This window comes from Flavobacterium sp. WC2416 (genome assembly GCF_041200095.1).
In the GTDB taxonomy this organism is placed as follows: domain Bacteria; phylum Bacteroidota; class Bacteroidia; order Flavobacteriales; family Flavobacteriaceae; genus Flavobacterium.
This window is the reverse complement of sequence record NZ_CP165626.1, coordinates 1,819,597-1,833,520: the sequence shown is the minus strand read 5'-3', so window position 1 is coordinate 1,833,520 and position 13,924 is coordinate 1,819,597. Positions and strand designations below refer to the sequence as shown.

The window sequence follows — 13,924 nt, the reverse complement described above, 5'->3', positions numbered from 1 at the left end:
CCAAAATGGAAAAGAAAAAATCAAACCCAAAGTTTATCATAATAATAGCTTCATTAGTGCTATTAGGTCTTGCTTATGGAACTTATAAATACATCCACTCGCTTTCTCATGAAGGGACTGATGATGCCCAGATTGAAAAAAACATGAATCCTATTATACCAAGAGTATCAGGATATGTGAGTAAAGTTTACATTAAAGACAATGACTTTGTAAAAAAAGGAGATACTCTTTTTACAATTGACAAAAGAGATTATCAATTAAAAATTGATGAAGCAACTGCAAATTTAGCTGCAGCCGAAGGAAATTTTGAAGTTTCAAAAGCGGATATTGGTAGTATTTTAGCTAGTATTTCAGTATCAGATGCCAACGTAAGATCAGCAGGTGGAAATATCGAATCTGCGAGAATTAAATTGGGACGTATGACTAGCGATTACAACAGGTATAATAATCTATATCAATCACATACGATTACAAAACAACAATACGAACAAGCATTAGCAGCAAAACAAGAAGCTGAAAATGAAGTTCGCATTTTACAACAGCAAGAAAAAGCGTCAGCTTTTCAAAAATCGGTTAATGTAGCTAAGTCAAAATCATCCGACAAACAAACGGATGTAGCAGCAGCCAACATTAAAAGAGCAAAAGCATTATTGGATACGGCCATTTTAAATTTAAGTTACACAATTGTAACAGCTGCAATTGATGGTCAAGTTTCTAAAATTGATATTCAACCAGGACAATTAGTTCAACCGGGACAATCCCTTTTTTATATCATCAATAACAATCAAGCTTGGGTTATTGCTAATTTCAAAGAAACGCAATTGAACAAAATGGTAGCTGGACAAAAAGTAACATTGAAAGTAGATGCGTATCCTGATTACGAATTTAAAGGGACTATCACTTCATTTTCACCAGCCACAGGGGCACGTTTTTCTATCTTGCCTCCTGATAATGCAACTGGAAATTTTGTTAAAACAATTCAACGTTTGCCTGTAAAAATTAATATCGATACAGACAACGATGTTGAGAAAATAAAATTATTGCGTCCGGGAATGAATGTGGATGTTGACGTACATATAAAATAAAATGGTAAAATCAGAAGACGATTTAGTAGAATACGGCTTTAGAAGAATCATTATTACAATAACAGCAGTACTATGTGCTTTACTGGAAATTGTAGATACTACTATTGTCAATGTTGCACTAACTAATATGCGAGGAAGCCTTGGAGCTACGTTAACTGATGTGGCTTGGGTAATTACTGCTTATGCTATTGCAAATGTAATTGTGATTCCAATGACGAGTTGGCTTTCACAACAATTTGGAAGACGTAATTATTTTGCCGTTTCCATCATCATTTTCACAACAGCGTCCTTTTTATGTGGTAATGCAACCAATATTTGGGAACTAGTAGCCTTTCGATTTATTCAAGGGCTTGGTGGTGGCGCACTATTGGTGACTGCACAAACGATTATTACGGAGAGTTATCCTATCGCTAAACGAGGAATGGCACAGGCTATTTATGGAATGGGAGTTATTGTAGGACCTACATTAGGACCGCCTTTAGGAGGGTATCTTGTGGATCATTTCTCCTGGCCTTATATTTTTTATATCAATATCCCTCTAGGAATCATTGCTACACTTTTGACTTTAACTTTTGTTAGAAGTCCAAAATATGGTGAGAAATTAAAAGCAAACCAAGTAGATTGGATAGGAATTATACTTTTAGCTTCTTTTATCGGTTCTTTACAATTTGTTTTAGAACACGGTCAGCAAGACGATTGGTTTAATGACGGATTGATACTAAGTTTAAGTGTTATCACCATATTTGGTTTGATTTTATTTATTTGGAGAGAGTTGACTTACAAATACCCCATTGTAAACTTGAGTGTTTTAAAAGATGGAAATTTAAGAATTGGTACTGTTATGTGCTTCATCTTAGGTTTTGGATTATATGGTTCGACTTTGATTATCCCTATTTATACGCAATCCATTTTAGGCTGGACCGCTACAGATGCGGGTCTATTATTAATTCCTGGATCTATAACAACCGCTTTCATGATGCCTATTATAGGTAAATTGATTCAAAAAGGAGTGCCGCAAGGATATATGGTAGGTGTAGGATTTTTAATTTTCTTTTTCTTTACTTTAATGATGCATAATAACATGACTCCTGATACTGGAACTGAGCATCTGTATTGGCCATTAATTTTAAGAGGAATTGGTTTAGGATTATTATTTGTACCTATCACAACTTTATCTCTTTCTACTTTATCCGGTAAACATATTGGTGAAGGAGCTGCATTTACAGGGATGATGAGACAATTGGGAGGGTCGTTTGGTATTGCAATCATTACCACATTTATAACAAGATTCAGTCAAGAACACCGTGTTAACTTAGTAGCTCATTTAGACGGAAGTAGATTTGAAGTACAACAACGAGTGATACAATTACAGCGTGCTTTTATGTCTAAAGGTTTTACTGCTAATGAAGCATTAAAAAAAGCCTATCAAGCCATTGATTATGCAGTTATGAAACAAAGTACAGTTTTATCGTATATGGATATTTTCTTATACTTAGGAATCATGTTTTTATGTTGTATTCCAATTATATTTTTAATCAAAAAAGGAAAAAACAAGATCAATCCTGCCGATGCTATGCATTAATACTAAACAAAAAAAATGCCGATATCACAATTGATATCGGCGTTTTTTTTATAATGTGAAATGTTTATCTAGTAAAAACCAAATGATTTCCTTTGGATAAATTAGCATCAAATTGGTAGCCATCATAATTGAATCCTTTCAAATCATCAATCGTTTTGGCATTGGTATCAATAATATAACGCACCATCATTCCCCTTGCCTTCTTAGCAAAAAAACTAATTACCTTTAGTTTCCCATCTTTATAATCCTTAAAATCTGGAGTAATTACAGGAACTTTCAAGGCTTTTACATCAATTGCCGAAAAATATTCATTACTAGCCAAATTAATAAATAAATCCCCTTTTTTAAGTTCTTTATTCAACGCTTTTGTAATAGTTGTTTTCCAATATTCATATAAATTTTTGCTTTCGCCAATAGGCAATTTGGTTCCCATTTCCAGTCGGTACGCTTGCATTAAATCCAATGGTTTCAACAAGCCGTATAGGCCTGATAGAATTCGTAAACTATCTTGTAAAGTAGCTAACTTATCCAATGGAATCGAGTAAGCATCTAATCCAGTGTAGACGTCACCATCAAATGTGTAAAGAGCAGGACGAGCGTTTTCTATGGTAAAAGGTGTTTTCCAAACTTGGTTTCTTTGCCAATTTAAATTAGCCAGCTTTTCTGAAATATCCATCAATTCTGATAAATTTTTTGGAGATTCTTGTTTCAATACTTTATGAATCTGTCTTGATTCTTTCAAAAATGAAGGTTCAGTATGTTGTAGTGTAGGCAATTCTTTTTCAAAATTCAAAGATTTGGCAGGCGAGATAACAATTTTCATAAATACTCCTTTTTCAGGTTGATGCTATTAACGTCCCAAAAGTACAAATTGCAAATAAGAATTCCCTATTTGTAAATTGAATAGTTCTATGGAGAAATAGAAATTAAAAATGGTTTCAAGTTTTATTTACATTATTTTTGAGTTTGATAAGAAATTAAAAATATAGTTTAAAATATCATGACACTAATCTCCATAAAAAAAGCTTCTTTATCGGATTTAGATACGCTGCAAAAAATAGGTAAGCAAACCTTCATGGAAACATTTGAACCGGTAAATACCCCCGAAAACATTGCTAATTACCTGGAACAAAGTTTCAATACTACTCAATTGACAACCGAACTTAACAACCCTGACTCTCAATTTTATCTAGCTGTTTTAGAACAAGAAGTAATTGGGTATCTTAAAATAAATTTTGGCAAAGCCCAAACTGAATTAATCAATGAACGCGCTTTAGAAATCCACCGAATTTATGTATTACAACAATTTCACGGAAAAAAAGTAGGTCAACTATTTATTGATGAAGTATTGAAAGTGGTACAACAAAAACCTGTTGAATATATTTGGTTAGGCGTTTGGGAAGAAAATCATAGAGCAATAGCATTCTATACTAAAAATGGCTTCACTCCATTTGACAAACATATTTTTACACTAGGAAATGATGTTCAAACTGATCTATTAATGAAACGTCAAATCCATTAATGAATAGACTGCATCTCCACATTTAGAATACAAAGGGGACTTATATAACGTCTCCAAATTAAATCAATAACAATGAAAAACAAATTCCATAACATCCCCATATCTATTTTAGATTTAGCCGTAATTTTAGAAGGAAAAACAGCAGCTAATTCTTTTAAAAATAGTTTGAGTCTAGCCCAAAAAGCAGAAAACCTTGGCTACAATAGGTTTTGGTTAGCAGAACATCATAATATGGCAAGTATCGCTTCATCAGCAACTTCAATTTTAATAGGTCATATCGCCAATGGGACTTCAACAATTAGAGTGGGCTCAGGAGGCATCATGTTACCCAATCATGCTCCTCTAATTGTTGCAGAACAATTTGGAACTCTAGCTTCCCTATATCCTGACCGCATTGATTTAGGTCTAGGACGTGCTCCAGGAACAGATCAATTGACGGCAAGAGCGTTACAAAGAAACGATCAGGCTGCATTTGAATTTCCAAAAACGGTACGAGAATTACAAGAGTATTTATCAATTGAAAATAGGGACTCACCAGTAAGAGCCATTCCTGGGGAAGGATTAAACATCCCCATTTGGATATTGGGTTCAAGTACGGATAGCGCTCGATTAGCGGCTTCGTTTGGATTGCCTTATGCTTTTGCTAGTCATTTCGCACCACAACAACTGCTAGAGGCTTTACGCATTTATAGAACCAATTTTAAACCATCGGAACATTTAAAAGAACCGTACGTAATGGCTTGTGTAAATGTTACCGCTGCCGAAACTACCCATGAAGCACAAGTACTTGCCACTTCGATGCAAAAAATATTTTTAGGAATACTTACTAATGATAGGAGACCGCTACAACCTGCAGATGAGAATTTTAAAATCAATGACGAAGCAAAAAGTGTTTTGAGACAGTTTTTAGCCTATTCATTTGTAGGAAGCCCATCTGATATAAAAACAGCACTTGAGCAATTTGTTGAAGAAACTCAAATCGATGAACTTATGGTTGTTTCGCATATCTATGATCATGAAGCAAGATTAAATTCTTATAAAATTATTAAAGAATCACAAGATGTTACAAAAAAAGATTAATCCTATTTAATTTAAACTAATCAAACCACAATTAGATTCAATGAATTGGAATCCTACTCCTTAAAAGAGATGTTATTTTAGGCAGATTGTGAAAAATAAGCCGTTAGAATACATTTTTAAAAATTTCTATTGCTAATTTTTAAAACATTATTATCCCTTTCTACAATGGGATTTACTTTGAATTGGTTATTTTTGTGAATCCTACCCTAACCAATAAAAATCAAATACGCCATCGGCACATTTCCGAGTTTTGGTAAAAAAAAATAAAGACTACATGAAAATAAAAATGAAGAAGACAATAAAGAAGATTTATAATAGTGAATTATTTAATGAGTTTTTTGAAAATGAGAAAGCCAGCGGAATCATCTTAATAGGATGCACTTTATTTTCCTTATTTATGGCCAATTCGATTTTCGGATCACAATATTTACATACTTGGCATACTCAATTTGCAGGTGAAAGCTTAGAATATTGGATAAATGATGGTTTAATGACCATTTTCTTTTTATTGATTGGATTGGAATTAGAGCGCGAAATATATGAAGGAGAATTATCCAATATAAAAGATGCTTTGTTACCTATTTTTGCTGCCTTAGGTGGTATGATAGTGCCCGCAGGCTTGTACCTTTTTCTAAATTATGGAACTGTTGCCCATTCAGGAGCAGGAATTCCTATGGCGACTGATATCGCCTTTGCCTTGGGTATCCTATCATTATTAGGAAGCCGAGTTCCGCTGTCATTAAAGATCTTTTTAACAGCTTTAGCCGTTATCGATGATTTAGGGGCTATATTAGTAATCGCTATTTTCTATACAAAAACCATTTTTTGGGGCAATCTATTTAGTGCTTTTGGAGTATTATTAGTTCTTTTCATATTAAATAGAATGAAAGTCCGTAATTTAATACCTTACCTTATTGGTGGTGTAATTATGTGGTGGTTCATGCTTCATTCAGGAATACATGCTACAGTTACGGGAGTATTATTGGCTTTTGTAATTCCTTTTGGTAATGGTGATAAAAAATCAACTTCTTATAAATTACAGCATTTTCTACATAAACCTGTTGGATTCATTATTCTTCCTTTATTTGCATTAGCGAATACCGCTATAGTAATTGGGGCTGATATCGTTGATATTGTAACACAACACTATAGTTTAGGAATCGCCTTAGGATTAGTCATAGGAAAACCTGTAGGTATATTTGTATTTAGCTTTTTAGCGGTTTCAGTAGGGTTATGTAAATTACCTGACGACTTAAATTGGAAAACAATATTTGCAGTAGGCTTTTTAGGAGGAATTGGCTTTACCATGTCAATATTCATTACATTACTTGCTTTTACTGATCAAACCATTATTAGCCATGCGAAATTTGCGATTCTACTTTCTTCATTAATTGCAGGTATAATTGGATTGTTATTCTTGAAAAAAACGTTAAAAGTGGAAGCAGATGCAAGCAACTCTAACTAAATTAATTGCTTATATCAACCTCCATAAAGGGGAAGAAGATAAAAATAAAGTCTTGGACGACGTAAAGTCCAACATTTCATTTAGAGGCTCTAATCTATGGATTTTAGCATGTGCTATTGTAGTGGCATCTATAGGGTTAAATGTAAATTCGACTGCCGTAATTATTGGAGCGATGCTTATATCTCCGTTAATGGGACCTATTGTAGGTGCTGGATTTAGTCTAGGAATTTATGATTTTAATTTACTTAATAAGTCCCTCAAGAATCTTTTGGTAGCCACATTAGTTGGTTTATTTGTATCGACAATCTATTTCTATGTTAGCCCTTTTAAAGAAGCTCAACCGGAATTATTATCCAGAACTGCACCCAATATCTATGATATTTTGATCGCCTTTTTTGGTGGAATTGTGGGTGCCGTAGCAATAACCCGTGTTGAAAAAGGAAATCCAATTCCGGGAGTAGCAATTGCAACTGCCCTAATGCCTCCACTTTGTACTGCTGGTTATGGATTGGCATTAGGGAATCTAAAATTCTTTTTTGGAGCTATGTATTTATACTCCATAAATTGTGTTTTTATTTGTATTTCCACTTTTTTAATTGTCAAGTTTCTAAAGTACCCTGTAAAAAAACAGCTAGATGAAAAGCATCAAAAACAAGTTAAAAATAGTATCACCATCTTAATCACACTTTTAGTACTTCCTAGTATTTATTTTGCCTACCAACTGTTTCAGGAAAAAAAATACCAACATCAAATAGACGTTTTTATGGAAACGGAATTTACAAATAAAGGGATTGCTATTTTATACAAAAAAACCAAATTCAATGTCAGTCCAAAAAAACTCGAACTTGGTTTTCTAACCAAACGATATAGTGAAAAAGAGATTAAAGCACTTAATGAAAAATTAAAGCTTTATGATATCAACAACACTAAATTGATTGTGATACAAGACACCACAGATCTTAAAAGTGATATTCTAAACGAAATCAATTTCAACAAATCTGTATTAAGTCAAAAAGATGTGACGATATTAAATCTAAAAAAAGAAATTACAAATAATAGATACGATAACAAAGCCATTCTATCCGAGATAAAAATTCTATTTCCTGAGATTGAAAACATTTCAATATCCAATCATACTTTTAATGAAAACACCGACAGTACAAAAATAGTTCCTGTTGTCATTTATAATAGTAAAAAAGAAATATCTGATTCCTCAAAAGCAAAATTAACTCTTTGGTTAGAACAACGCTTGACAAAAAAAGAAATCGAAATTTATAATAATCCCACTAAGGAAAAAACCACTGGTAAAACTAAAAAATAATCTTTTGACACACTAGTTTCATAAAGAAGCCCCTTCTGATTAAATCACAATCTTGACTTATCTCGATTGTGATTTTTTTTTGTTCTAGTTCATCCTAGCAAAGTATAAATTCGATTTTCTTCAAAACACGCATTTTACCCAAATAATCTGATTATAATCGGTTAATTTAGTTAATACTGCATTTAATTATTAGCTTTAAATTAGTTTGACAGACACGAACCTAAATTTCACACATTATGGGTAAATCTTTACACTGGTACTTACGAAGACATCCTTTATTATACAAAATACGCTATAGATTAGTTTCTAAAAAAGTGCCTGTATCTACTATTGAAAAATTTTGCTACAATACAATCAATAAGAAAAAAGATATCCCATCTCTTTATTTTGAGTTGAACCAATCCATTTTTGGTGATAACTATAAAAATCGAACTGATCTAAAAAAGGCGAAAAAAATTGCGAAATGGCTTAAAAATAATATTAAAGGAGGGCCTGGCTTGGGGAAATCATCTCAAAACGCATTGATTAAAATGCTTGCTGGACAAGGTGGCGTTTGCAGTGATTTAGCACAGGTATTTAATAATTTTTGTGTTATTAATGATCTAAAAGTAAAGGAATGGGGCTTAAAAATTGAATCCAAAGACAGTAATCTTAGAGGGGGACATTCCTTCAATGAAGTGTATTCTAGCGAATTAGAAAAATGGATTGCAATTGATGTTTCAAAGTCGATTTTATTTTATCAAACGAATTCGAAACAACCCCTATCGGTTATCGAAATGATTGATTTAAAAACAGAAAACCAAGAAATTTATTTTACTAATTTCAACAAAAAAAAGCAACTTGACGAAGACCGCGTTAGAGATCTTTACTTCACCCCTAATTCAAACCCTTTTTTAATTACCCATTACAGCAATAAAACCTACGATACTTTTCTGGATACTTTAGGATTTCTTCCAGAATCCATTATTCACGGATTAATTTATCTTACGGGGAACAGTTATGTATATGAGTTTCCGATTATTACCTCTAAAAAGCAAGTAGCTGCCAATAAAATAGTGGTTCAAGAACACCATTTTTCCATTTAAAAGTCAAGCAAAACTAAAAGTAGCAAGTTTCGGATTTTATACTCCTATTTAACTTCCGATATTTGTCTTCTAAAAACAAACCATGGATACTCCTGAAGCCCTTAATTACCATCGCATAGCTACCGCAATTGAATACATTAAAAATCATTTTAAAGACCAACCCAATCTGGATGAAGTGGCTGCCAAAGTAAACCTAAGCCCATTTCATTTTCAGCGTCTTTTTACGGAATGGGCAGGCACAAGTCCCAAGAAGTTTCTACAATACATTAGCGTAGCCCATGCTAAGAAATTACTGAAAGAAAACCAAACCACCCTTTTTGAAGCAGCCTTTGAAACAGGACTTTCGGGCAGTAGTCGCCTGCATGATTTGTTTGTCAACATCGAAGGCATGACCCCAGCCGAATATAAAAATGGGGGTAAAAACCTAGTCATCAATTATAGTTTTGCTTTCACTCCTTTTGGGACCATTATTGTGGCTTCGACTACAAAAGGAATTTGCTATATGGCTTTTTCCGAAGAGAAGTTGTTGGCAATTACTACTTTACAAAGTCAGTATCCCAATGCCCAATTCCAGGAAAGAGAAGATCAATTGCAACAAAATGCTTTACATATTTTCAAGAATCCTAAGGATAAACTACAAGAAATAAAACTGCATCTTAAAGGCACTGATTTCCAACTAAAAGTATGGGAAACGTTGCTTAAAATCCCTTTAGGCCAACTCACCACTTACGGTGGCATCGCCCAACAAATAGATAAACCAAATGCCTCCAGAGCGGTGGGCACAGCTATTGGCAAGAATCCCGTAGCGTTCTTGATTCCGTGTCACCGCGTGATTCAGTCCACAGGAACACTGGGCGGTTATATGTGGGGAAATACTCGAAAAACAGCGATTATAGGTTGGGAAGCCTCTAAATAGTAGTAAAATCTATGCCGCTATCTGGTAAAAATTAAATTGTAAATAGAATTAGGGCGTGCCCCTACGGGTCGGGCTTTACGTTACAATCTCCCGTAAAAACGGGAGGATTTCCACTGCAATCCCTCACGCAAATCCAACTATGATCACACACTCCCAAATCACCGATACCGAGCTCAAAACCAAAATCAAACACCAAGAAATTGCCTTTGGCGGCAACCTCAAACTCCACATTTACGGAACCCTACATTGCAAATCTGGTAAACGAATGAAAAGAGAAAATCGCGTGTTTTTTTCCTCCGAAGATGAAGCAATTCAAAACAATTTCCGACCTTGTGGTCATTGTATGAAAACCCAATATAAGCAATGGATTTATTCAACCCAGAACCAGACCAAAACACAAACCTATTGCCCAAAGACGGCACCGTAAACTATTATGGCACCTTAATAACGCCAACCAAAGCCAATGAATATTTGGCCGAATTACTCGAAAACATAGACTGGCAAAATGACCAAGCCATCATTTTTGGCAAACTCATCATTACCAAACGCAAAGTCGCTTGGTATGGCGATGCCAATTACAACTACACCTACTCTAACACCACCAAACAAGCCTTGCCTTGGACAGCCGCTTTACTGGAACTCAAAGCACTGGCCGAAGCCACCACGGGCGAAACATACAATTCCTGCTTACTCAATTTATACCATGACGGCAACGAAGGCATGGCGTGGCATAGCGATGGAGAAAAAGACCTCAAGAAAAACGGAGCCATCGCTTCCCTAAGTTTTGGTGCCGAACGCAAGTTTGCTTTCAAGCACAAAGAAACCAAAGAAACCGTTTCTAGAATACTACAAAACGGCAGCCTGCTGGTCATGAAAGACCAAACCCAAACCCACTGGTTGCACCGCCTCCCTCCTACTAAACTCATCAATAAACCCAGAGTAAATCTTACTTTTAGAACAATTGTGGTAGGGCAATAAATTAATTCCTAAATATCACTAAATGTGGGTATAGGATTATTAATTTATAATTAAGTTATTTACTACAAAGTAAATTAACAGCAATACCATTGTATTGAAAAGGCCATAGAAGTTGATGTTATATATTAGTTACCTGCAAGCTTAAAAAAAAACCGAAATAATATGAATATTAAACACTTCGAAATTGAAATTGAAAGGGAAAATCCTTTTGCAAATTGCAAATTGAATAGACAAAAATATTCAGATGTCTTAACTAATATTATCAATTCATATCCATACGGTTTTGTACTTGCATTAAACAATAAATGGGGAACTGGAAAAACTACATTTGTAAAAATGTGGGAACAGGATTTAAAAAACAATAATTTCCAAACTCTCTACTTTAACGCTTGGGAAAATGATTTTGAAAACAATCCTCTAACGGCATTGATGGGAGAGTTAAAAACTCTTACAACAGAAGAGACGGAGCCTGAATTCAAAAAAACTTTAAAAAAAGCATCAATCTTAACAAAAAATATTGCTCCAATAATAGCAAAAGCTATTGCGGACAGATATATTGACACAGATGCTATAAAAGATGCAATCGTAGGTGTTACAAAAGGATTATCGGACGTATTTGAAAATGAAGTTAATGAATACGCCAAAAAAAAAAGTATTTCTGATTTTCGATTAAGTTTATCTGAATTCATCGCAAACACAAATGAAGGAAAACCTCTTGTTTTTATTATTGATGAATTGGATAGATGTCGCCCAAACTACGCAGTTTCTATATTAGAACAAATCAAACATTTTTTCTCTGTACCTAACATTGTTTTTATCATATCAATCGACAAAGAACAACTTGGAAATGCTATAAAAGGTGTTTACGGAAGTGATCAAATCGATGCAGATGAATATTTAAGAAGATTTATTGATTTAGAATTTTCTATTCCAGAACCAGAAGTTGATATTTTTTATAAATATTTATATGATTATTTCGAATATGACGAGTTTTTCTTACTGCCTGAAAGAATAAAAAGTTATGAATTAAAATATGATAAATCAAATTTTATTGAAACTTGTAAATTGCTTTTTACAAACTCAAAAGTTCCATTAAGGCAACAGGAAAAAATATTTGCTCATACAAGATTAGCGCTAAGAAGTTTCACAACAAATATGTACGTTACTCCACATATTTTTGTCTTACTTGCCTTTATAAAAATTAGGCATAATCATTTTTACGAAGATTTAAAAAGCAAACAACTTACTATAAGAGAGGTTCAAGAGAATTTTTTGAAACTAATTAAAATAAATATAAACGAAGAAACAGAAAGCCAAATAATGTTGCTTGAAATATCCTTGATTAATGTTTATAATAATCTAACTACAGAAAGACACTATCGGGGAAAATTATTTGAAAGAGATACTTTAACAGGAAAGAATAAAGCTTTAATTGGTTCAATAATAAAAGAAAATGCAGAGGAAGAGGTAATGAGTATTTTGGAAGGTATTAATCGCGGACATAGAGAAGGAGATTTAGATTTGCTACATTATACAAAGAGAATTGATTTATTAGAAAACATAAAAACCTAAAAAAGCCAGCAGGTAACAGCTTTGATATAGTGTGTGATTTAGTGGAATTACCGTTTCGCATAAAGTTTCTGCAAAGCCGAAAATTGAGCAGTTACGAATTCCCCACCATCTCAAAGGCGACACGTTAGCGGTTATATTACAGCAGAACTTTAAAAAACAACATTTTATGAAATATATTTTAATCCTTTTTACATTTTTTTCAATTACTTTAAATGCTCAAAATATTTTAAAGTTTGACAAAACAAACGTTCAATGTGAAGATAAGTGGATTGCATACCAAATGGAAAAAGATAGTACTTATACATTAGGATTTATTTATATCGATTCACAAGCTGGATTAACATTAAACTATGAGGGAAAATTTAAAATTGAAAAAGATGGTAAATTTATTAGAATAGATAATGAAACTAAAAATGAAGTAGGTTTTATAAAAGCAAGGCTTCAACCAAACAGAACTGCAATAGCTGAAATTCCTGAAGCAAAATTTAAAGAACTAAATATTGAAAAAACACCTAATTGGTTAAAAACATATAAAACTGATGAAAATTCTGTTGAAAGATTATATCGTTGGGGTTATATGTATAATGGCTGGAACGAATGCGAGAAGGCTTTAACTTTTTTAGAAAAAGCAGATAAAATTAATCCGAAATTTAAAGGATTACAAACTGAATTAGCATTTTCTTATAATGCTTTACAGAAATTTGATAAGGCAGAAATATCATTAAAAAAAGCAATTATAGAAAATCCAGAAGACTGTTATACTTATAAAGAATTGGCTTATACTTATACAAAACTTTTGAATTTTGAAAAAGTAGCAGAAACTTATTTAACAATGTCTAAAATTTGTAAGGAACAAAATTTCATTCAAGAAACTGCATATAATTTAGCATATGAATATTTTAAAACAAAAGATGTAATTAAGTTTAATAAGTGGAAAAGTGAGGCTGAAAAATGGTCTAAATCCGAAAATCAGTACACACAAAACTTAAATAAAATGGAATCTGAATTAAATAAATAAAAAATACAACCGCCAACAGCCCCTCCGCTACCGAATCCTTTCGTGTGGTACTTGTTTGGTAAAGCACTAGTTTTCAATTCAATTTCAAGCGCAACCTACTGGATCAATCCTGTGATGTGGTAGATAATTAAGAAACTAATCATTCTATTTTAGATCCATTAAATTGAGTTCCAAAGTACGTATCCATTCATTATTCGAATAAATATTTAGGTTTGATTTTGAATTATAATTTTACAAAGTCATTTGAAAAATAAATAGTAAATTAGTATTCTAATTTGAATTTAAATCCATTCCTAAAAC

General features: G+C 33.1%; 13 protein-coding genes. 12 read left to right on the top strand and 1 reads right to left on the bottom strand.

The features are described 5' to 3' along the window. Window positions 1-5 precede the first annotated feature (5 nt). Together AB3G39_RS07725 and AB3G39_RS07720 are read left to right on the top strand one after the other, a co-directional pair. Window positions 6-1,085 (top strand): HlyD family secretion protein, encoded by a 1,080-nt coding sequence (locus AB3G39_RS07725; RefSeq protein WP_367754118.1) that lies wholly within the window; start codon window positions 6-8, stop codon window positions 1,083-1,085. Window position 1,086: 1 nt separating this feature from the next. Then, window positions 1,087-2,667: an MDR family MFS transporter gene (locus AB3G39_RS07720; protein ID WP_367770970.1), complete on the top strand. Its 1,581-nt coding sequence runs from the start codon at window positions 1,087-1,089 to the stop codon at window positions 2,665-2,667. Window positions 2,668-2,731: 64 nt separating this feature from the next. Here the strand turns inward: AB3G39_RS07720 and yaaA are convergent, their stop codons facing one another. After that, complete coding sequence (gene yaaA, locus AB3G39_RS07715) at window positions 2,732-3,490, bottom strand: peroxide stress protein YaaA (RefSeq protein ID WP_369769790.1); 759 nt, start codon at window positions 3,488-3,490, stop codon at window positions 2,732-2,734. Window positions 3,491-3,667: 177 nt separating this feature from the next. Between yaaA and AB3G39_RS07710 the strand changes: the two genes are divergently transcribed. The 10 genes from AB3G39_RS07710 (at window position 3,668) to AB3G39_RS07665 (ending at window position 13,624) form a co-directional block, all read left to right on the top strand. After that, on the top strand, window positions 3,668-4,189 hold the full coding sequence (locus AB3G39_RS07710) for a GNAT family N-acetyltransferase (protein ID WP_369752195.1): 522 nt from the start codon (window positions 3,668-3,670) through the stop codon (window positions 4,187-4,189). A 72-nt stretch (window positions 4,190-4,261) separates the two neighbouring features. Next, window positions 4,262-5,269: an LLM class flavin-dependent oxidoreductase gene (locus tag AB3G39_RS07705; RefSeq protein ID WP_367754126.1), complete on the top strand. Its 1,008-nt coding sequence runs from the start codon at window positions 4,262-4,264 to the stop codon at window positions 5,267-5,269. A 274-nt stretch (window positions 5,270-5,543) separates the two neighbouring features. After that, complete coding sequence (gene nhaA / locus AB3G39_RS07700) at window positions 5,544-6,734, top strand: Na+/H+ antiporter NhaA (RefSeq protein ID WP_367754128.1); 1,191 nt, start codon at window positions 5,544-5,546, stop codon at window positions 6,732-6,734. Next, entirely contained in the window at window positions 6,715-8,055 is a 1,341-nt protein-coding gene (locus AB3G39_RS07695; RefSeq protein WP_369752198.1) for a TIGR00341 family protein, read from the top strand. The genes nhaA and AB3G39_RS07695 overlap by 20 nt, the downstream gene beginning before the upstream one ends. A gap of 236 nt (window positions 8,056-8,291) precedes the next feature. Further along, window positions 8,292-9,140, top strand: a complete 849-nt coding sequence (locus AB3G39_RS07690) for a transglutaminase domain-containing protein (RefSeq protein ID WP_367754132.1) — start codon at window positions 8,292-8,294, stop codon at window positions 9,138-9,140. 82 nt (window positions 9,141-9,222) lie between these two features. After that, window positions 9,223-10,056 (top strand): bifunctional helix-turn-helix domain-containing protein/methylated-DNA--[protein]-cysteine S-methyltransferase, encoded by an 834-nt coding sequence (locus AB3G39_RS07685; protein ID WP_369764731.1) that lies wholly within the window; start codon window positions 9,223-9,225, stop codon window positions 10,054-10,056. A 139-nt stretch (window positions 10,057-10,195) separates the two neighbouring features. Further along, the gene (locus tag AB3G39_RS07680) at window positions 10,196-10,483 is read left to right on the top strand and encodes an Ada metal-binding domain-containing protein (RefSeq protein WP_369764730.1); all 288 of its coding nucleotides are present in this window, start codon (window positions 10,196-10,198) and stop codon (window positions 10,481-10,483) included. After that, the gene (locus AB3G39_RS07675) at window positions 10,420-11,034 is read left to right on the top strand and encodes an alpha-ketoglutarate-dependent dioxygenase AlkB (protein WP_369764729.1); all 615 of its coding nucleotides are present in this window, start codon (window positions 10,420-10,422) and stop codon (window positions 11,032-11,034) included. Before AB3G39_RS07680 ends, AB3G39_RS07675 begins: the two co-directional genes overlap by 64 nt. Window positions 11,035-11,196: 162 nt before the next feature. Next, the gene (locus AB3G39_RS07670; protein WP_369769789.1) at window positions 11,197-12,606 is read left to right on the top strand and encodes a P-loop NTPase fold protein; all 1,410 of its coding nucleotides are present in this window, start codon (window positions 11,197-11,199) and stop codon (window positions 12,604-12,606) included. A 166-nt stretch (window positions 12,607-12,772) separates the two neighbouring features. After that, a complete protein-coding gene (locus AB3G39_RS07665) occupies window positions 12,773-13,624 on the top strand; it encodes a tetratricopeptide repeat protein (RefSeq protein ID WP_369752212.1) in 852 nt (283 codons plus the stop codon). Window positions 13,625-13,924 lie beyond the last annotated feature (300 nt).